The 20821-nt window shown below is 63.2% G+C and carries 13 protein-coding genes and 3 rRNA genes; 2 read left to right on the top strand and 14 right to left on the bottom strand.

All coding sequences use genetic code 11. From position 1 onward, the window contains the following. Window positions 1-4: 4 nt before the first annotated feature. From GC088_RS06105 to GC088_RS06065, 9 genes are all read right to left on the bottom strand, one after another. The gene (locus GC088_RS06105) at window positions 5-1006 is read right to left on the bottom strand and encodes an HAD-IIA family hydrolase (RefSeq protein WP_323961972.1); all 1002 of its coding nucleotides are present in this window, start codon (window positions 1004-1006) and stop codon (window positions 5-7) included. A gap of 4 nt (window positions 1007-1010) precedes the next feature. Next, the gene (locus GC088_RS06100) at window positions 1011-2621 is read right to left on the bottom strand and encodes a hypothetical protein (RefSeq protein ID WP_323961385.1); all 1611 of its coding nucleotides are present in this window, start codon (window positions 2619-2621) and stop codon (window positions 1011-1013) included. A gap of 183 nt (window positions 2622-2804) precedes the next feature. Beyond that, window positions 2805-2921 (bottom strand): 5S ribosomal RNA (gene rrf, locus GC088_RS06095). A gap of 189 nt (window positions 2922-3110) precedes the next feature. After that, window positions 3111-6248: ribosomal RNA gene (locus GC088_RS06090) — 23S ribosomal RNA — on the bottom strand. Between the two features lie 470 nt (window positions 6249-6718). Further along, a 16S ribosomal RNA gene (locus GC088_RS06085) occupies window positions 6719-8243 on the bottom strand. The 16S, 23S and 5S rRNA genes sit together here, the layout of an rRNA operon. A gap of 483 nt (window positions 8244-8726) precedes the next feature. Beyond that, a complete protein-coding gene (gene tyrS / locus GC088_RS06080) occupies window positions 8727-10016 on the bottom strand; it encodes a tyrosine--tRNA ligase (RefSeq protein ID WP_323961384.1) in 1290 nt (429 codons plus the stop codon). Between the two features lie 45 nt (window positions 10017-10061). Then, on the bottom strand, window positions 10062-12314 hold the full coding sequence (locus GC088_RS06075) for a HelD family protein (RefSeq protein ID WP_323961382.1): 2253 nt from the start codon (window positions 12312-12314) through the stop codon (window positions 10062-10064). Between the two features lie 94 nt (window positions 12315-12408). After that, entirely contained in the window at window positions 12409-12936 is a 528-nt protein-coding gene (locus tag GC088_RS06070) for an adenine phosphoribosyltransferase (RefSeq protein WP_323961381.1), read from the bottom strand. After that, window positions 12933-13625 (bottom strand): DNA-3-methyladenine glycosylase, encoded by a 693-nt coding sequence (locus tag GC088_RS06065; protein WP_323961380.1) that lies wholly within the window; start codon window positions 13623-13625, stop codon window positions 12933-12935. Before GC088_RS06065 ends, GC088_RS06070 begins: the two co-directional genes overlap by 4 nt. A gap of 92 nt (window positions 13626-13717) precedes the next feature. Between GC088_RS06065 and GC088_RS06060 the strand changes: the two genes are divergently transcribed. Next, a complete protein-coding gene (locus GC088_RS06060) occupies window positions 13718-15271 on the top strand; it encodes an AlkA N-terminal domain-containing protein (protein ID WP_323961379.1) in 1554 nt (517 codons plus the stop codon). Beyond that, entirely contained in the window at window positions 15268-15795 is a 528-nt protein-coding gene (locus tag GC088_RS06055) for a methylated-DNA--[protein]-cysteine S-methyltransferase (protein ID WP_323961378.1), read from the top strand. Before GC088_RS06060 ends, GC088_RS06055 begins: the two co-directional genes overlap by 4 nt. Here GC088_RS06055 and GC088_RS06050 read toward each other — a convergent pair. The 5 genes from GC088_RS06050 to GC088_RS06030 all read right to left on the bottom strand — a co-directional run bounded on the left by GC088_RS06050 (window position 15765) and on the right by GC088_RS06030 (window position 20820). Further along, window positions 15765-16628, bottom strand: a complete 864-nt coding sequence (locus tag GC088_RS06050) for an SRPBCC domain-containing protein (protein WP_323961377.1) — start codon at window positions 16626-16628, stop codon at window positions 15765-15767. The genes GC088_RS06055 and GC088_RS06050 overlap by 31 nt on opposite strands. Before the next feature lie 52 nt (window positions 16629-16680). Next, window positions 16681-17496, bottom strand: coding sequence for a maleylpyruvate isomerase family mycothiol-dependent enzyme (locus tag GC088_RS06045; RefSeq protein ID WP_323961376.1), 816 nt, complete (start codon window positions 17494-17496; stop codon window positions 16681-16683). A gap of 69 nt (window positions 17497-17565) precedes the next feature. Beyond that, window positions 17566-18996 (bottom strand): argininosuccinate lyase, encoded by a 1431-nt coding sequence (argH, locus tag GC088_RS06040; RefSeq protein ID WP_323961374.1) that lies wholly within the window; start codon window positions 18994-18996, stop codon window positions 17566-17568. Window positions 18997-18999: 3 nt separating this feature from the next. After that, entirely contained in the window at window positions 19000-20202 is a 1203-nt protein-coding gene (locus tag GC088_RS06035; RefSeq protein ID WP_323961372.1) for an argininosuccinate synthase, read from the bottom strand. A 78-nt stretch (window positions 20203-20280) separates the two neighbouring features. Continuing rightward, complete coding sequence (locus tag GC088_RS06030) at window positions 20281-20820, bottom strand: arginine repressor (RefSeq protein WP_323961970.1); 540 nt, start codon at window positions 20818-20820, stop codon at window positions 20281-20283. Window position 20821: the final 1 nt, after the last annotated feature.

Genomic DNA, 20821 nt, shown 5'->3' with positions numbered 1-20821 from the left:
CGATTCACCCCTTCTGGTTCTGTTCCTCGTTGGTGAACCTGATGGTCGGCATCGCGGCCGCTTCCTGCTGGGGCGTTGCCGTCCACCACGCGGCGCAGCCTGCGCGCCAGGTGTCCAGGTTGTCCTGCCCGCCGCTCATGACCAGGACACCGTCCAGGACGGTAGCCTGGGACGAACCGCAGGTGAAGGTTCCGCCCTGTTCGGTGATGTCCGGATATGGAAGATGGAGCTGCTCGAGGTTCTCGAGCAGGTAGGTGGGACGCTCATCCGTGACGGCGGCCAGTGCCGTCTGGACCGTATCGACGCCCGTCAGGACCAGGGCCGTCGCCATGCCCGCCCGATTCCCACCAAGGATGTCGGTGTCCAACCTGTCGCCCACGACGAGGGCGGTGTCGACGCCGAGGTGGTTCGCCGCCGTCGTAAATAGCTGTGCCTCCGGTTTGCCGGCTACGAGCGGACGCTTGCCGGTGGCAGCGCTCACTGCTGCCACAAGGGAGCCGTTACCGGGGGCGATACCGCGCGCCTGCGGAATGGACATGTCGGTGTTGGTGGCTACCCAGACTGCCCCGCCAGCAACGGCGTACGCCGCTTCAGCCAGGTCCTTCCAACCCAGCGATGGGTCGAAGCCCTGAATGACCGCATCCGGAACCGGACCTGCAGTGGTCACCGGTACCAGTCCCTGCTCGGCGACGTGCTGGGCCAGGACGGCACTGCCCGTCACCAGCACGGTGGAACCCGGTGGCACCTGTGCTGCGAGCAGCTCGGCCCCGGCCAGCGCGGAGCCGAAGACCTGTCCGGCGGTAGCGGGAGCACCTAGTTCCCTCAGGTGAGCTGCGACCTCCGCTGAGGACCGGGAGGCGTTGTTGGTGATGTAGGCGAGAGCCACTCCCTCGCTGGCGAGCCGCTCGAGTGCCTCGGTAGCTCCCGGGATAGCGGATGGGCCGGCGTACACCACGCCGTCGAGGTCCGCCAGAACCGCCCCGTACTGGGCGACCAGCGCGGTCATCACGTCACTTCCCGTCGTCACGCGTCTCCTTTGCATCGGCGGTGTCCGACTCTTCCCGGGCCGGTTCCGTCGCAGCGGAGACGCTCTCTATGGTTCCGCGCGCCGCATTCCGGTCCTGTCCGACGGCCTCGTCCTCATCGCCGACCAGATCAATGATGTCCGGCTCGGCGAAGGCTCCCGTTCCGAGGGCGTTCTCGGCTACGTCTGCCTGCCGACGCCACGATTCGGCTTCCTCTGACCGTCCGACGGCTTCGAGGGCGTCTGCGTAGGCACGGAACAGGCGCGGGCTGTAGCTGAACGCACGGTTCTTGTTGAGCTGCGGGATTTCGAGGGCGGCGACGGCGGCATCGAGCTGTCCGAGGTCAGTGCGTGCGCCGGACTCGACCATCGCCAGTTCAACCTTGCCGGCGGTGTCCAGGCTCGAAGCATCTTCCGACCGGACGAGGTCCAGGGCACGGTCGGGCCGCCCCAGGCCACGCTCGCAGTCAGCCATGACCGGCAGGTGCGCGTTGGACCCGCTGATACGCCGGTAGGTGCGGAACTCGCGGAGCGCTTCACCGTAGTGGCCGGCCGCGTACGCTGTGAGGCCAACTGCTTCACGGACGACGGCCAGACGGCCGCCTCGACGGCTGGCCGCCAGGGCGTGCTGGAAAGCGAGCTCAGGCTCGTCATCGATGAGGCGTCCGGCCATTACGAGGTGCTTGGCTACCCAGAGGGAGCTACGCTCCTCGAGATTGCGCACCTCCGCACGGGCTGCCTTGTCCAACTCGTTTCCGGTGACGTCCTCATCGATCTCGGGAGAACGCTCACGGTCGGGCCGGTTGGCACTGCGCAGGTCGCGGGCGTTGTGCGGGCGAGCGAACTGGCCCTCACCCCGGCCAGCGTCATTGCCGGAACGCTCCGGCCGGTCGAATGAGCGGCGGTCATCGCGGCGAGAACCGCCCTCACGCGAGAAACCGCCCTCACGACGCTGACCGCCCTCACGCGTAAAGCCACCCTCACGGCGCTCACCACTATCCCGCGAGAAACCGCCCTCACGACGGGGACCACGATCCCGAGAGAAGCCGCCCTCACGGGAGAAACCGCCCTCACGACGGGGACCACCCTCACGGCGCTCACCACGATCGCGGGAATAGCCCTCACGGCGCTCACCACGGTCGCCGGAATAACCACCCTCACGACGCTGACCGCCCTCACGGGAGAAACCACCCTCACGACGCTGACCGCCCTCACGGGAGAAACCACCCTCACGACGCTGACCGCCCTCACGGGAAAAACCACCCTCACGACGGGGACCACCCTCACGGCGCTCACCACGATCACGCGAGAAACCACCCTCACGACGCCCACCACGATTACGCGAGAAACCACCCTCACGACGCTGACCGCCCTCACGCGAGAAACCACCCTCACGGCGCTCATCTCGATCACGTGAGAACCCGCCTTCGCGGCGCTGGCTACCATTGCGCGGCGTACCGGAAGTCCGCTCGGACCGGTCGCCGTCGTAGCGACGACCTCCACCAGCCGAGTTCCGCGCTTCAGTGCCTGACGAGTTGCGGCGCCAGCCGTCCTGGCGATCCTCGCGCTTACCGCGATTGGGTTCCTTGTCAGCCATGGCAGCAATATTCCTCTCGTCATGAGCTGACCTGACGGTGGCAGGGCGCTCTTCGCTGTTCATCTATCGGGAGTCTCGATGGACTCCATGACCTTCCATTGTAGGTAGGCCGGGCCTTGGAGGCAGTTTCCGTTAAATGACTGAGGCTCCGACCATGCTGTCGGAGCCTCAGTGCTAAATGTTGTCCGGCGGTGTCCTACTCTCCCACACTCTCTCGGGTGCAGTACCATCGGCGCTGTGGGTCTTAGCTTCCGGGTTCGGAATGGGACCGGGCGTTTCCCCCACGCTATGACCGCCGTAACCCTGTTACCCGCCCCCGAACACGTGTTGGTGTGTGGGGTGGGAAGTCTTGTGGTTACAACTTCGTGGTTATGACTAACCTGTATTCAGTTGTGTGTGGTTCCCCAACTACCTGGGGGTTGTTGGTTGGGAACCGCATAGTGGACGCGTAGCACCCCGTGTTCCCACCAGTGGTGGGGGGGTTTGTGTGGTGTCAAGTTATCGGCGTATTAGTACCGGTCAGCTTCACGAGTCGTTAGTCCTCGCTTCCACATCCGGCCTATCAACCCAGTGGTCTAGCTGGGGGCCTCTCACACCAAATGGTGTATGGAAATCTCATCTTGAAGCAGGCTTCCCGCTTAGATGCTTTCAGCGGTTATCCCATCCGAACGTAGCTAATCAGCGGTGCACTTGGCAGTACAACTGACACACCAGAGGTTCGTCCGTCCCGGTCCTCTCGTACTAAGGACAGCCCTTCTCAAATTTCCTACGCGCGCAGCGGATAGGGACCGAACTGTCTCACGACGTTCTAAACCCAGCTCGCGTACCGCTTTAATGGGCGAACAGCCCAACCCTTGGGACCTACTCCAGCCCCAGGATGCGACGAGCCGACATCGAGGTGCCAAACCATGCCGTCGATATGGACTCTTGGGCAAGATCAGCCTGTTATCCCCGAGGTACCTTTTATCCGTTGAGCGACGGCCATTCCACAATGTGCCGCCGGATCACTAGTCCCGACTTTCGTCCCTGCTTGAGATGTCTCTCTCACAGTCAAGCTCCCTTGTGCACTTACACTCGACACCTGATTGCCAACCAGGCTGAGGGAACCTTTGGGCGCCTCCGTTACTTTTTGGGAGGCAACCGCCCCAGTTAAACTACCCATCAGGCACTGTCCCTGACCCGGATTACGGGCCGAAGTTAGATATCCAGAGTGACCAGAGTGGTATTTCAACGATGACTCCACCCGAACTGGCGTCCGGGCTTCACAGTCTCCCACCTATCCTACACAAGCCACACCGAACACCAATACCAAACTATAGTGAAGGTCTCGGGGTCTTTCCGTCCTGCTGCGCGTAACGAGCATCTTTACTCGTAGTGCAATTTCGCCGAGTTTATGGTTGAGACAGCGGGGAAGTCGTTACTCCATTCGTGCAGGTCGGAACTTACCCGACAAGGAATTTCGCTACCTTAGGATGGTTATAGTTACCACCGCCGTTTACTGGGGCTTAAATTCCCAGCTTCGCCCACAAGGGGCTAACCGGTCCTCTTAACCTTCCAGCACCGGGCAGGAGTCAGTCCGTATACATCGTCTTGCGACTTCGCACGGACCTGTGTTTTTAGTAAACAGTCGCTTCCCCCTGGTCTCTGCGGCCCCGATCCGCCTCCGGACAGCAAGTGTCCATCACGGTTGGGGCCCCCCTTCTCCCGAAGTTACGGGGGCATTTTGCCGAGTTCCTTAACCATAATTCTCTCGATCGCCTTAGTATTCTCTACCTGATCACCTGTGTCGGTTTGGGGTACGGGCAGTTGGAACCTCACGCCGATGCTTTTCTAGGCAGCATAGGATCACCGGATCCCCACCCATGGTGGGGCCCATCGGATCTCAGAGTCGGTATCAAAACCAGGACCACGGATTTGCCTATGATCCCTCCTACATCCTTAGACCGGGACAACCATCGCCCGGCCCGGCTACCTTCCTGCGTCACACCTGTTAATACGTTTACCTCCCAAGATCAGGTCCCACGCTCCCCACCAACACTGGGTCCGAAGACCACTCGATGGTGGTTTGGGTGGTTAGTATCCCTTGTTCAGTAGGGGCGGTTCTTCACCGGTACGGGAATATCAACCCGTTGTCCATCGACTACGCCTGTCGGCCTCGCCTTAGGTCCCGACTTACCCAGGGCAGATTAGCTTGACCCTGGAACCCTTGATCATTCGGCGGACGGGTTTCCCACCCGTCTTTCGCTACTCATGCCTGCATTCTCACTCGTGTAGGCTCCACCACTGGTTTACACCGCAGCTTCACCGCCCACACGACGCTCCCCTACCCATCCACACTCCTGAACCACGAAGGCTAGGAACAAATGTGAATGCCACAACTTCGGCGGTGTACTTGAGCCCCGCTACATTGTCGGCGCGGAATCACTTGACCAGTGAGCTATTACGCACTCTTTCAAGGGTGGCTGCTTCTAAGCCAACCTCCTGGTTGTCTGAGCAACTCCACATCCTTTCCCACTTAGCACACGCTTAGGGGCCTTAGTTGGTGGTCTGGGCTGTTTCCCTCTCGACTATGAAGCTTATCCCCCACAGTCTCACTGCTGCGCTCTGACTTACCGGCATTCGGAGTTTGGCTGACGTCAGTAACCTTGTAGGGCCCATCGGCCATCCAGTAGCTCTACCTCCGGCAAGAAACACGCAACGCTGCACCTAAATGCATTTCGGGGAGAACCAGCTATCACGAAGTTTGATTGGCCTTTCACCCCTACCCACAGCTCATCCCCTCCATTTTCAACTGAAGTGGGTTCGGTCCTCCACGACGTCTTACCGTCGCTTCAACCTGGCCATGGGTAGATCACTTCGCTTCGGGTCTAGATCACGCCACTCACTCGCCCTATTCAGACTCGCTTTCGCTACGGCTACCCCACACGGGTTAACCTCGCGACGTAACACTAACTCGCAGGCTCATTCTTCAAAAGGCACGCCATCACCGGAACAAAGCCGGCTCTGACGGATTGTAGGCACACGGTTTCAGGTACTATTTCACTCCCCTCCCGGGGTACTTTTCACCTTTCCCTCACGGTACTGGTCCGCTATCGGTCATCAGGGAGTATTTAGGCTTACCAGGTGGTCCTGGCAGATTCGCACGGGATTCCTCGGGCCCCGTACTACTTGGGATACATTCCAAGCGGCAGCACGCATTCCGGCTACGGGACTCTCACCCACTCCGGTCGGGCCTTCAAACCCATTCACCTATACGCCTGCACTCACTTCACCAGCCCGGCAGAACTGGCACGGAACGTCCCGCAACCCCAGTGATGCAACGCCCGCCGGCTATCACACACCACTGGTTTAGCCTCATCCGCGTTCGCTCGCCACTACTAACGGAATCACTATTGTTTTCTCTTCCTGTGGGTACTGAGATGTTTCACTTCCCCACGTTCCCTCCACGCACCCTATGTGTTCAGGTACGGGTCACTCAGTCACTCGCACGCTGAGCGGGGTTTCCCCATTCGGACATCCTGGGATCACCGTTCGGTTATCAACTCCCCCAGGCTTATCGCAGATTCCCACGTCCTTCTTCGGCTCCTGATGCCAAGGCATCCACCGTGTGCCCTTAAAAACTTGACGATCACACACAACCAACACACCAACCCCAAAAGGCCGGCACATCAATCGCGTGCACACAAAAATTTAAGATGCTCGCGTCCACTATGCAGTTCTCAAACAACAACCCCAACACACACCCCCACCACCCCAACCAGGGCAACAGGAAGTCATGCGCAGGAAACCAGAAACACCAGAAAAACCACACCCAACCCCACCACAAAAAAGCAGGACCAAAGCATGGGCTCCTGTTGCCTCAGGACCCAACAGTGTGCCAAAAGGAACCCAACCAACACCACCAACACTTTCCACGCACCCACCCCACAAAAAGGGACAGGAACCGTACTCACGCCAACAGCACCAACCAGGCACCAAATCCGTTGATATTCCACCCATGAGCACCCACCGCAGAACAAACGCCTGCGCAATGGGCTTACTCCTGACAACCCCCACCCAACACATAGGAAGGACAGAAAGCTGTAGGCGCTCCTTAGAAAGGAGGTGATCCAGCCGCACCTTCCGGTACGGCTACCTTGTTACGACTTAGTCCCAATCGCCGGTCCCACCTTCGACGGCTCCCTCCCACAAGGGGTTAGGCCACCGGCTTCGGGTGTTACCAACTTTCGTGACTTGACGGGCGGTGTGTACAAGGCCCGGGAACGTATTCACCGCAGCGTTGCTGATCTGCGATTACTAGCGACTCCGACTTCATGAGGTCGAGTTGCAGACCTCAATCCGAACTGAGACCGGCTTTTTGGGATTAGCTCCACCTCACAGCATCGCAACCCTTTGTACCGGCCATTGTAGCATGCGTGAAGCCCAAGACATAAGGGGCATGATGATTTGACGTCGTCCCCACCTTCCTCCGAGTTGACCCCGGCAGTCTCCCATGAGTCCCCGGCATAACCCGCTGGCAACATGGAACGAGGGTTGCGCTCGTTGCGGGACTTAACCCAACATCTCACGACACGAGCTGACGACAACCATGCACCACCTGTAAACCGGCCACAAGTGGCCGACACATCTCTGCGCCGTTCCGGTTCATGTCAAGCCTTGGTAAGGTTCTTCGCGTTGCATCGAATTAATCCGCATGCTCCGCCGCTTGTGCGGGCCCCCGTCAATTCCTTTGAGTTTTAGCCTTGCGGCCGTACTCCCCAGGCGGGGCACTTAATGCGTTAGCTACGGCGCGGAAAACGTGGAATGTCCCCCACACCTAGTGCCCAACGTTTACGGCATGGACTACCAGGGTATCTAATCCTGTTCGCTCCCCATGCTTTCGCTCCTCAGCGTCAGTTAATGCCCAGAGACCTGCCTTCGCCATCGGTGTTCCTCCTGATATCTGCGCATTTCACCGCTACACCAGGAATTCCAGTCTCCCCTACATCACTCAAGTCTGCCCGTACCCACCGCAGATCCGGAGTTAAGCCCCGGACTTTCACGGCAGACGCGACAAACCGCCTACGAGCTCTTTACGCCCAATAATTCCGGATAACGCTTGCGCCCTACGTATTACCGCGGCTGCTGGCACGTAGTTAGCCGGCGCTTCTTCTGCAGGTACCGTCACTTTCGCTTCTTCCCTACTGAAAGAGGTTTACAACCCGAAGGCCTTCATCCCTCACGCGGCGTCGCTGCATCAGGCTTGCGCCCATTGTGCAATATTCCCCACTGCTGCCTCCCGTAGGAGTCTGGGCCGTGTCTCAGTCCCAGTGTGGCCGTCCACCCTCTCAGGCCGGCTACCCGTCGTCGCCTTGGTAGGCCATTACCCCACCAACAAGCTGATAGGCCGCGAGTCCATCCAAAACCACAAAAGCTTTCCACCAACATGGCATGCGCCAGAAGGTCGTATCCAGTATTAGACCCAGTTTCCCAGGCTTATCCCAGAGTCAAGGGCAGGTTACTCACGTGTTACTCACCCGTTCGCCACTAATCCCCCCAGCAAGCTGGGGATCATCGTTCGACTTGCATGTGTTAAGCACGCCGCCAGCGTTCATCCTGAGCCAGGATCAAACTCTCCGTAAAAAAATACAGACACAACACAAACCCCCGGAAAAAGAAGGCCCATGCTGCACAAAATTCGAAACCAGCTAAAAACCAGCCACCCCACAGGGGCAGGATGACCAGCAATCAACCAATCAAAAAATCGGTATCAACAAACATGGCACACTATTGAGTTCTCAAACAACAGAAGCAATTCACGTAATTTGTATTTGTATTTACATTTCCGTGCTGCGACATTTCAAATCTATTTGATCCGATTTCTTCTTGTCAAATCCGCTTTTTCGGCGGAAATTCGACCAAAGAATCCGAATCCGCCCACCACAAACCGCCTGGCTTGAACTTGCACATTCAGTGCGCGTCCGTACCACTCAGATTTTTGGAGGGAGTGTGTCGCTCTTGCCAGGCTTTTCGAACTTTCAGTTCGTTGTCCCGGCCGCGGCGACTCAGAAAACATTACACCGGCTCGATGGCCAACGCAAATCGACTTCGAACCAGCTTTGGAAACTATCCCACTTCGACGGTCGCGAGGGTCCGTTTTCCGCGCCGGAGCAGCAGGAACCGGCCATGGAGGAGCTGCTCGGCGGCAACAACGGTATCGGGATCCGACACCTTCTCGTTGTTCACGTAGGCTCCGCCTTCCGCGATGGTTCGGCGGGCAGCCGAGTTGCTAGGCGCAAGCCCGCTGGCAACCATCAAGTCGACGATCCCCAGTCCGCCGCCGTCGACCTTTGCGGAGGGCAGCTCCGCGGTTGCGGCGCGAAGGGTGCCTTCGTCGAGCGCGGCCAGGTCGCCCTGGCCGAACAGGGCAGCCGATGCAGCGATGACCTTCTCCGTGGCGTCAACGCTGTGCACCAGGGAGGTGACGTCGAAAGCCAGCGCGCGCTGGGCCTCGCGAAGGTGCGGCCGGCCTGCCACTGCTTCAGCAAGTTCGTCGATCTCGGCCCGCGTGCGGAACGTGAAAACCTTCAGCCGGTCAATTACATCGGCATCGGAAGTGTTCAGCCAGAACTGGTACATGGCGTACGGAGTGGTCATAGCCGGGTCGAGCCAGACGGCGTTGCCTTCGCTCTTGCCGAACTTGGTGCCGTCCGAATTGGTGATCAGTGGTGTACCGATCGCGTGGACGCCCTTGCCCTCCACTTTACGGATGAGCTCTGTCCCGCTGGTCAGGTTGCCCCACTGGTCGGACCCACCGGTCTGCAGGACGCAGCCATGATCGCGGAAGAGATGCAGGTAATCCATTCCCTGCAGAACCTGGTAGCTGAATTCCGCGTAGCTGATGCCCTCGTCGGAGTTCAGGCGCTTGGCGACCGTCTCCTTCTTGACCATGGTGCCCACGCGGAAGTGCTTGCCGACGTCGCGCAGGAAATCGATTGCGCTCATCGGCGCGGTCCAGTCAAGGTTGTTGACCATCCGGGCAGCGTTCTCACCCTCGAAGCTGAGGAAGCGCTGCACCTGTCCCTGCAGGTAGCCGACCCATTCGGCGACCGTCTCCTTGGTGTTCATGGTTCGCTCGGCCGAAGGACGGGGGTCACCGACGAGACCGGTGGAACCGCCCACCAGTGCAATCGGCTTGTGCCCGGCCAGCTGCAGGCGCCGAAGAGTCAGCAGCTGCACGAGGTTTCCGAGGTGCAGGCTGGGTGCAGTGGGATCGAACCCGCAGTAGTAGGTAATTGGGTCCCCGGCGAGGAGCTTCTCCAGCTCCGCTTCATCCGTCGAGACGTGGATCAGGCCGCGCCACTTGAGTTCCTGCCAGAGGTTCTCGAATGAACTGTCATTCTGCTGTTCGGTCACGGCTGTATCCGGGGATTGGGTAGCTTGTTGCACTGCATCAAATTATCAGCCCTCAATCCCTTCAGGAATTTCACCGGTGGAGATGAGACGCAGGCGCTGGGTGGGACGGGTCATCGCGACATACAGGTCCCCCACGCGAACCGCTTCGGTCCGAAGCATCTCAGCAGGTTCGAGGATTACGACGCCGTCGAACTCAAGACCCTTGGATTCCCGGGGGGTAGTAACCACAATGTCCTGTCCCAGGCCTCCGGCGCCCTGGCCAACCCGCGCGCTGTACACCGCGCTTACGGCCCTACGCACGCTATCCACGATGCGCTCCGGTGCGATCACGGCGAGCAAACCGCCGGCCACCGCCTCGAGCTCCTCCGGAAGCACCGCGAGCAGCGACGGCTCCAACTGCTCAACCCGGTCGATGACGGGATCCCACCGGCCCTCGCGGACCGCCTTGGGCGCAGAAACCACTAGCCCGGCCGCGTTGGCCATGCGCACCGCCGCCTCGGCAATCTGCGCCGGGGTGCGGTAGTTGACCGTCAGTTCCTCCAACTGCCAGCGATCACCGACAAAAGGTTCGAGCGCCTGCTGCCAGGAGTGCGTGCCTGCCGCGGAACTGGTCTGCGCAATATCGCCGACGATGGTGAACGACTTGAGCGGACATTTGCGCATCAAGAGGCGCCACTGCATTGGAGAAAGTTCCTGCGCCTCATCGACGACAACGTGCCCGTAGGCCCAGGTGCGGTCAGCGGAAGCACGCTCTGCAGCGGACAGGCGCACGTCCGCGATCGCGTTGTGCTCCGCGAGCGCCTCGGCACTCAACACGCCGTCGACGCCGGCATCAGCAAGCGTGGCGTGCATGTTCTCCAGTGCGCGCTCGGCGTTGGCGAGGTCGCGGCGTCGTTCCTGTTCCTTCTCGGCCGCACTGCGGCCTGCTGATGCATCCAGCTCGCCGAGCAGTTCCGCCGCCTCGTCAAGGAGCGGGACGTCGGCCTCCGTCCACGGAGCGTCTTCGGGCCGGAACAGCAGTTCGCGCTGGGCAGCGGAAAGGTGGTCGGCTGCCGCTTCGAGCTGGGCGGGTTTGGCAAAGAGGTCGCGCAGCAGTTTCTCGGGCGTCATGGGCATCCACGCCAGGTTCAGCGCAATCCGCACGTCCCGCGACGTGCGCACATCCTCCGCCAGGTAGGACCGGTCAGCGTTGTTCCCGGCACCCGAGGACGCTTCGAGCTTCTCAGTGAGCTGCTCGGTCAACTCACGGAGCATGATCTTCACGAAGGTGGCCCGTGCCTCGTTGTGCGGCTTGCCGGTTGCCCGTGCGCGGTCACGGGCGCGCCGCACCTGCCGGGGAGTGAGCGTGAGGATGGTGCCCTCGACATTCAGCTTGCGGTTCTCCGCCGGAATCCGCTGGCGATTGGCAACCGCCCGCTTCACGACGTCGGCCATGTCCAGCCTGCCCTTTAGCTCCGCCACCGCTTCGTCCGGCTCCGGGATGGTCTGGATTCCGGGCATCAGGCTGCCGATGCTTGCCATGACCACGCCGGTCTCACCCAGTGAGGGAAGCACCCGTTCGATGTACTTCATAAAGGCGTTGGTGGGTCCGACAAGCAGCACACCCGCCGACTTCAGGCGGTCGCGGTGAGTGTAGAGGAGGTACGCGGCGCGGTGGAGGGCAACAGCTGTCTTACCCGTACCCGGCCCACCCTGCACGACGACGACGCCGGGAAGCGGTGAGCGGATGATGCGGTCCTGCTCGGATTGAATGGTGCCGACGATGTCGGACATCTGCCCTGTGCGGCGGGAATTAAGTGCGGCGAGCAGCGCCCCCTCCCCCTGCAGGGAGTCGGACTCGCTGAGCATGGAGGCGTCCAGGACATCGTCCTCGATAGCCACGACGTCGCGCTTGGAGAGGATCAGGTGCCTGCGTCGCCGCACGCCCATTCGTTCGAAGGCGGTGGCCTGGTAGAAGGTGCCGGCTTCGGGAGCGCGCCAGTCCACCATCAGCTGCTGGAGGTCCTCGGTGGAGAGGCCGATGCGGCCGATGTACCGCTCCTCGCCGGAGTCCAGGTCGAGGCGACCGAATACCAGGCGGTCATCGACCGCGTTCAGCTGCGCGAGCCGGTCCTCGTACATGGTGGCGAAGGCGTCCCGCTCGGACCGGTTCTGGTGCGATCCGGCCGCGATGGTCCGGCGCACCTGATCCAGCTGGCGCTGTTTCTCGGCGCGCAACTCATCAAGGCGCTGGTACAGACCGGCGACATATGAGCGCTCATGGTCCAGCTCGTTGCGGGCTACTGACATATCAGGCATTGCGCGTTCCCTCTCGCAAAGGCGGACCGTCAATTCTATCCCGTGTAGCGCGATTTTCCATGAACGTCCCCCCGGATCGATGCTGAATGGTTAGCTAGATGGTGACTAGGGAATGAACGGGGGTCGGCACCACTGCGGCTCCCCCGAGGCCTGCGAGCTCCAGTACGACGGCGATGCCCACCACTTCCGCGCCGGCCCGCTCCAGCAGGCGCACGGCTGCCGAGAGCGTTCCGCCGGTGGCGAGGACATCATCAAGCAGAAGTACCCGGGTGCCGGGAACGAACTCGTCCTGGTGGATCTCGACCGCCGCGCTGCCGTACTCGAGCGCGTACTCCTCCCGAAGCACTTCCCGCGGGAGCTTGCCTGGCTTGCGCACTGCAGTCACCCCCGTTCCGGACGCGAAGGCTGTCGCGGCGGCGAGTATAAAGCCGCGGGCCTCGACGCCTGCCACCCGGTCGAACGTGCCGGCGAACGGTTCGATCAGCGCGTGCACTGTCGCCGAGAAGGCGGCCGAATCGGCAAAGACCGGGGTCAGGTCGCGGAAGGTGACGCCGGGCTTCGGGAAGTCCGGAACGCTTTGGCACCGGGACAGAATGAGATCCTGAACCGATTCTTTGCTCATTGATTCGCCGTTCTCGAAGTTTGGGACTGGGGAGTCTGGGACTGGGAAGTGTGGGATTGGGGCTTGGTTACGCTTCGGGGCTTTGCAGCCGGGCGGTAAGTGGAGACACTGGGCTCCCCGGCGAGCCAGTAGCGCCACGGATAGGCGGTGGATCCGCCCGGTCCACTCACTCCTACCCTGGGCCCGGTAAGCACGTGGGAGGGGTCGGCTGGGTGATCCGGCAGTTCCAGCCGGAGGGGCTCCGCAAACACGTCAGCGCCGTCGAGTGCCCGGTCGATACCGAGCGCCTGCGCAAGGCGCGCCGGACCCCGTGCAAGGTCGCGGTCGGACCGCGGGTTCCCGCGGCGCCGTCGGGCGGTTTCCACTCCACCGGTGATTTCACCGGCGCGAAGCAGCAGCCCGGTGGCTTTGCCCGGAACACCGCACACGACGTTGGCGCAGTAGTGCATCCCGTAGGTGAAGTACACGTACAGGTGGCCGGCTTCCCCGAACATGGTGGCGTTCCTGGCTGTTTGTCCGCGGAAAGCGTGCGACCCCGGATCCACCTCCCCCATGTAGGCCTCAACCTCGGTGATACGGACCGTTACCGGGTCACCGCCGTCGGAGTGAGTGAGGTGCGCGCCGAGCAGAAGCGGAGCGACCTCAACGGCCGGATGAGCGATCCGACTGCGCTGAAGGGCTGAATCCACCAAAAGACCGTATCAAGACGGCGGGTACCTCTCGGCACAGCTATGTCCGATTTCCGCTAGAAGCAGACCCCTCGTCCTGTCAGGATGGATGCATGGATTTTTGGCAGCGGTACCGGGCGATCGAGTCGCGGGACGCCAGGTTCGACGGCCAGTTCGTGACCGCGGTGGCGTCCACGAGGATTTACTGCCGCCCATCCTGCCCGGCCCGGACTCCCAAGCCGTCGAACGTCACGTTCTATCCCACCTCGGCGGCGGCGCACGAAGCCGGCTACCGGGCGTGCAAGCGCTGTCTCCCCGAAGCAGTCCCGGGGACGCCCGAGTGGAACCTCCGCTCTGACACAGCAGCGCGGGCTATGCGGCTGATTGCCGACGGCGAGATCGACCGCAGCGGCGTTCCCGGCCTTGCCCTGCGGCTTGGATACTCAACCCGGCAACTCGGCCGGATCCTGACGTCTGAACTGGGTGCCGGCCCCCTCGCCCTGGCCAGAGCCTGCCGTGCCCAGACCGCACGGGCGCTGCTCACCGCCACCGACATGCCGTTCGTCGACGTCGCGTTCGCCTCCGGGTTCAACAGCATCCGGCAGTTCAACGACACTGTGCAGGAGGTTTATGACCTGTCGCCCACCCATCTTCGGGAGCGGAGCCGGAAGAGGTCCCATGCCTCGACCGCCGGTTCGGCCACCTCCCTGAATCTGACGCTGCCGGCACGCCAACCCTACGACGACGGCATCTTCACCTTCTTGCAGGCACGCGTCGTGGACGGTGTGGAGCAGGGCAGCGAGGAAACCTACGCGCGACTCGTGCGCCTTCCGGGTGGTGAAGGCTGGTTCCGGGCCCGGCTCGCGCCCGCCGGCCTGGATGTATCGGTGGTCGTCCAGCACCTCAAGGACCTTCCCGCGCTGCTCTCACGCATCCGTCGGCTGTTCGACCTCGACGCTGACCCCCTTGCCGTCGACGGCGTTCTGTCCGCGGAACCACTGATGGCAACACGGGTTCGGCGTTACCCGGGCATTCGGCTCCCGGGAGCGGTGGACCCCAAGGAGATCCTCATCCGGGCCATGATCGGCCAGCAGGTTACCGTCGCCGCTGCCACCAAAACCCTCAATTCCCTCAGCGTGCTGGGAGAACAGTCCACTCTCGGCGTGCCGGGCTTTTCTCGGCTCTTTCCCACCGCTGCCGCACTCGCGGAGGCCGGACCGCTGCTGAAAGGACCGGAGCGACGCCGTTCCAGCTTCCTCGGCGCCGCAGCCGCCCTCGCTGAAGGAGATCTCTCGCTGGGTGTAGGTGACACTCCCGCCGAACTGGCGGCTAAACTGCTGCCGCTGCCCGGTATCGGGCCGTGGACCGTCCGGTATGCAGCGATGCGGATCCTCGGTGCCACCGACATCCACTTCGACAACGACGCCGCTGTCCGGACCGGTCTGGCGCGTCTGCTCAGTGGCGCGGCGAATTCCGGCACGGAAGAAATCGCCGCGGCAGGAACCGCCGCCGCACCGCGATGGCTGGACCGTTTCAGTCCCTGGCGCTCGTACGCAACCATGCATTTGTGGCGAATTGCCGCCGAAGAGCGCGCAGACAAGCGTCTCCAAGCGCGGGCACCGCACGCAGCATCCCCGGGTGCACCACGAAAGGCTCTTGCATCATGACAAACCTCACTGCCACCCAAGCTACGCCGGACGGTCCCTTCACCGTAATAGCGCGCGACGGCGTCGTCCTTGCCTCGGGCTGGACCGCAGAAACCACCGAACTCACCGGTCAGATCCACCCCACACTGCGGGCGGAAGCGCTCGAGGAGGTAGCTTCGCTGGGTTCCATCACGGACGCGGTATCTGCGTACTACGACGGCGACCTGAGCGCCGTCGACACCGTTCCCGTGCACCAACTGTCCGGCCCCTTCCGGAATCATGCCTGGGAGGTGCTTCGGCAGGTGGCGCCGGGCCGGCCCGTGACCTATTCGGAGTACGCGAGGCTGACCGGGCGGCCCGCCGCAATCCGGGCAGCGGCCGGAGCATGCGCCTTCAACGCCGCAGCCCTCTTTGTGCCCTGCCACCGCGTGATCAGGACGGACGGAAGCCTGGGCGGCTTCCGCTGGGGCCTGACCGTGAAGACAAGCCTGCTGGAGCGGGAAAGGACAGCGGTTCAGGCGGGATTGCCCACACCCGTCCTGTAGAGATCCTCCAGCGCGTGCAGCTTACGGGTGCTGGCATGCGGCTGGCCCCCTTCGAGGGACACCGCCACGGCATCCAGGTGGGCGTGCCACCGCGCCATGAGGGCAGGAGCGTCCGCGAGGTCCTCAAGCACGTGCCGTACCGTCAGCCGCGTCCTTGCACCGTCGGTCCTCAGGTCCACCTCCGCCTGCTCGACCATAGGCTGCTGCTCGGGATCCGCGGTCAGCGCGTCGTTCACCAATGGAAGCGGAGCCGGCAGGCAACGATCGAAGTGGACCATGGTCACGCCGTCGGCCGTTTCCAGCATGCCCATGGTGTTGGAGAGATCGAACTCGGCGGCATAGGCGTCCCTTAGCGCGGCCCAGTCGCCGGAGGGCTGAGGATCCCGACCGGCGGCGACGTCATCCAGTGCGGCAAGGATCTGCTGCCAGCCGGCAGCGCCTTCCGTCAGGAAGTCCGGAGTTTCCGACCGTGCCTGGAACTGGAGGAGGGTGCCGCCGTCGCACTCCAGGACACGCCACTCAAGAATTGATTCGAGACCGAGCGCGTCCTCCCAGCTGATCTGCAGGCTGGTGGGCGGATTGAGCTGAAGCACGGTGCCGGTGCTGGCTCCCGCACCCAGATCGAGCGAGTACTCCTTCCCCAGCTCCCACTCGGAGGCCAGTTCACCCAGCCAGAGGCGCACCTTGGCCGGCTCGGTGAGGAGGTTCCAGATGTAGGAGCGCGGGTAATCGAATTGCCGGTCGAAGGCCAGCGCGTACCCATCGCTCAGCCGCTCGATCCGGCCGAGCGGCACCCTGGAGTGGGCCGCCTGTCGATCAACGTCCGCCGTCATTGTGCTCCTCGCTTGTGCCGGGCACTTCAGCTAAGTTCCCAACTTAGTACGGTCAGGCGCGCGGAGCCACCGCTGCCGGCCAGGGCAGCAATTCTGGCAGATCGACGGCGTCACCCGCCGCAGTGGCGTCCAGGCTCCCTACCGGCGTCCGTCCTGCCATCCATGCGGCCATGTCCTGCAGCCGGCCGGCGACGACGACGGTGCGTACGGTGTCGTTTTGCCCGGGGTCGCTTTGCCCGGCGTCGGCTGCTCCGGGGTCGCCTGCGCCGGCGTCGCCTGTTCCGGTAGTCAGCGTTCGCGGCTGCTCGCCCAGCGGCTGCAGCTCGAGCGCCGTGCCGTCAGGAACCCGGGCTGTGAGGAACCCGATGAGGTGATCACAGAAATCGGGATCCCAATCCAGTGGTGTGTGGCCGGCGTCCAGGTCCGTTGCATGGATGGTCAGTTCCCGCCAGAGCGCCAGCCCACCGTCCCGGACGGTTCCGTCGCGGTAGGAGATACGGCCTTCCCATCCATCCGGCGCCAGGCCGGCGAAGCTTTCCACGACTTGATCGACGGCCTGGACGAGGTTGGAGAGCTGCTCTTCCGCGGGACGCTGGGCGCGGAGTTCTATGTCCCGGACCCGCCCCTCGTATCCCCCGTCGTAGAACTCGATCCGCTCGCCGCGGGCGGCATACTCGATCTGCCGCTGCAAAGCGCGGGCGACTCCCTCAACGTGTGCAACCACGTGGGCACGGCTCCAGTCGGGCAATGCGGAAGGGGCCGCCAGCGAGTCTCTGTCCAGATCGGCGGCGGTGCTGAGCAGGCTGCGGCCGGCGGAGGAAAGCCTTTCGGCGAGATCTTGCGGAGCGGAAGAGATCGGGAGGTTCACGGGCATCCTCGGTCAGGCACTATGGGTTTCCTCACCGACGATACCCGTGAACCCCGCAGAACTATCCAGCTATACGGCCGGTACCAGCGCCGAGCGCACCTCGGCGAGTTGGGCACGAAGGGCGTCGAGCTGCCGGCGGACAGCAGCCGGGGCCGTTCCACCCTGGGAGTGCCGGCTATTCAGGGAACCCTCCACCGTCAGCACCTCGCGTACACCCGATGTGAGGTGTTCGGAGATTCCCGCGTAGTCCTCGTCGCTCAAATCCCAGAGCTCGACGCCGCGGCTCTCGGCCAGCTTGACCGCCGCGCCCGAGAGCTCGTGCGCTTCCCGGAAGGGCACTCCCTGCCGAACCAGCCATTCGGCGACGTCCGTTGCCAGCGCGAAACCGAGCGGGGCGAGCGCCGCCATACGTTCGGTGTTGAACGTCAAGGTGGCGATCATGCCCGACACCGCAGGCAGGAGCACCTCAAGGGTGTCGACGGCGTCGAACACAGGCTCCTTGTCCTCCTGCAGATCGCGGTTGTACGCAAGCGGCAGGCCCTTCAGGGTTGCCAGCAGGCCGGTCAGGTTGCCGATGAGCCTTCCGGCCTTTCCACGGGCCAGCTCTGCGACATCCGGGTTCTTCTTCTGCGGCATGATCGAGGAACCGGTCGAGAAGGAGTCGTGCAGGGTCACGAAGGAGAACTCCTTGGTGGCCCAGATGATGACCTCCTCGCTGATCCGGGACAGGTCCACGCCGATCATTGAGCAGACCCACGCGAACTCCGCGTACACATCCCGGCCGGCGGTCCCGTCGATCGAGTTGTGCGTGGCGGAGTCGAAGCCAAGCTCGGCAGCGACCGCTTCGGGATCGAGTCCCAGCGAGGACCCGGCGAGCGCTCCCGAGCCGTACGGCGATACGGCCGCCCGACGGTCCCAGTCCTGGAGCCGCTGCAGGTCGCGCAGCAGTGCCCACGCGTGGGCGAGCAGGTGGTGGCTCAGCAGGACCGGCTGCGCGTGCTGCAGGTGGGTGCGTCCGGGCATCGGCACCTCGGGGTGCGCTTTCGCCTGCTCAATCAGCGCATCGATGGTGGCCAGCACGCCAACAGCGATGATGCGGGCGTGCTCGCGCAGGTACATCCGGCCAAGCGTTGCCACCTGGTCATTCCGGGAGCGTCCGGCACGGAGCTTGCCGCCCAGCGCTGGGCCCGCGCGCTCGATGAGGCCGCGTTCGAGTGAACCGTGCACGTCCTCGTCCGACTCTGCCGGCACGTAAGCGCCGGTGCGGACGTCGTCGTCGAGCTGGTCCAGCGCAGCAAGCATCCCGCTGAGCTCACCGTCGTCGAGCAGGCCGGCGCGGTGCAGGACGCGGGCGTGCGCCCGCGAACCCGCGATGTCGTGCCGTGCCAGCCGCCAGTCGAAATGCGTGGACTTGCTCAGGGCCGCGAGGGCGTCCGCGGGGCCGCCGGAGAACCGGCCGCCCCACAGCGACCCCTCATTGGTGCCGTGTGCCTCTGCCATCAGCTACTGCCCGGCGCGTTGGTCGCGGCCGGAGGCCACCTTGGACGACAGACCGAAGATCTCGATGAACCCGCGCGCCATGGACTGGTCGAAGGTATCGCCGGTGTCGTAGGTTGCCAGGTTGAAGTCGTACAGGCCGACGTCGGACCGGCGACCGGTGACCGTGGCGCGGCCGCCGTGCAGTTCCATGCGGACGTCACCGGTGACATAGCGCTGGGTGTCGTCGATGAAGGTTTCCAGTGAACGCTTCAGCGGCGAGAACCACTGGCCGTCGTACACCAGTTCGGTCCAGCGCTGGTCGACGGTCTTCTTGAACCGTGCCTGCTCGCGCTCGATAGTGACGTTCTCGAGTTCACGGTGTGCTGTGATCAGGGCCATGGCGCCAGGAGCCTCGTAAATCTCGCGGCTCTTGATGCCCACAAGACGGTCCTCGACGATGTCAATCCGGCCGACGCCCTGGGCGCCCGCACGGCGGTTCAGCTCCTCGATAGCCTGCAGCGGCGTGACGGCGTGCCCGTCGATTGCCACCGGGATGCCCTCCTTGAAGGTGATGACTACCTCATCGGGTGCCGGCGAGAATTCCGGCGAGTCGGTGTAGTCGTACACGTCCTTGGTGGGGCCGTTCCAGATGTCCTCCAGGAAGCCCGTCTCGACGGCGCGTCCCCAGACGTTCTGGTCGATGGAGAACGGGTTCTTCTTGGTGGTCTCGATGGGCAGGCCCTTCTCCTCGGCGAAGGCGATGGCCTTGTCGCGGGTCAGTGCCAGGTCGCGGACCGGTGCGATGCATTTCAGGTCCGGGCCGAGGGTCTGGATGCCCACTTCGAAGCGGACCTGGTCGTTGCCCTTGCCGGTGCAGCCGTGTGCCACGGTGGAAGCGCCGAATTCACGTGCTGCGGCGACGAGGTGCTTCACGATGACCGGGCGGGAGATGGCCGAGACCAACGGGTAGGCGTCCATGTAGAGCGCGTTGGCCCGGAGGGTCGGCATGCAGTACTCGTTGGCGAACTCGTCCCGTGCGTCAGCGACGTAGGCTTCGACGGCGCCGCAGCCCAGGGCACGCTGGCGGATTGTCTCCAGCGACTCGCCGCCCTGTCCGACGTCGACGGCCACCGCCACAACTTCCGCTCCGGTTGCCTCGGCGATCCAGCCGATTGCCACCGACGTATCGAGTCCGCCCGAGTAGGCAAGGACAATGCGTTCAGTCACTTCAATAGCTCCTCTTGATTGGTATGTGTTCGATGTTCGACCCGCTGGTCGAGGTCTTGTGGTTCAGGCTGTGCTGCTTCAGGACGCGGCTTCGTGCGCGAACTGCAGGAACCGGGCAGCGACCTCTGCCCCGCCCGAGGGGTCCCGGGTGACCAGGAGGATGGTGTCGTCTCCGGCGATCGTACCGAGCACGGAGGGCATCACCGAATGGTCGATGGCCAGGGCTAGGAAATTGGCTGCACCCGGCGGCGTCCGGAGCACCACCAGGTTTCCCGACGCTTCTGCCGTGACCAGCAGTTCGCCGCACAGGCGGGAGAGCCTGCTGTCCAGGATCTCCTGCGTGACTCCGCTCTGGGGAGCGCGTCCTCCGCCCTCCCCCGGCACCGCGTACACCAGCGCCCCGTCCTTGCCGCGCATGCGGACTGCGCCCAGCTCCACCAGGTCGCGAGAGAGCGTGGCCTGGGTGACCTGGTGCCCGTCCGCGGCGAGCAGCTCGGCCAGCTCCGACTGGGAACGGACCGACTGTCCCGTCAACAAAGCACGAATCCGCGCCTGCCTGGCGGTCTTCGTTGTCGGCTGGCCAGTGGGCTGACCTGTCGGCTGGCCAGTGGGTTGCAGG

This window comes from Arthrobacter sp. JZ12 (genome assembly GCF_035189165.1).
In the GTDB taxonomy this organism is placed as follows: Bacteria; Actinomycetota; Actinomycetes; order Actinomycetales; family Micrococcaceae; genus Arthrobacter_D.
Note: the sequence above shows the minus strand (reverse complement) of the source record. Positions and strands in the feature narration are given on the sequence as shown.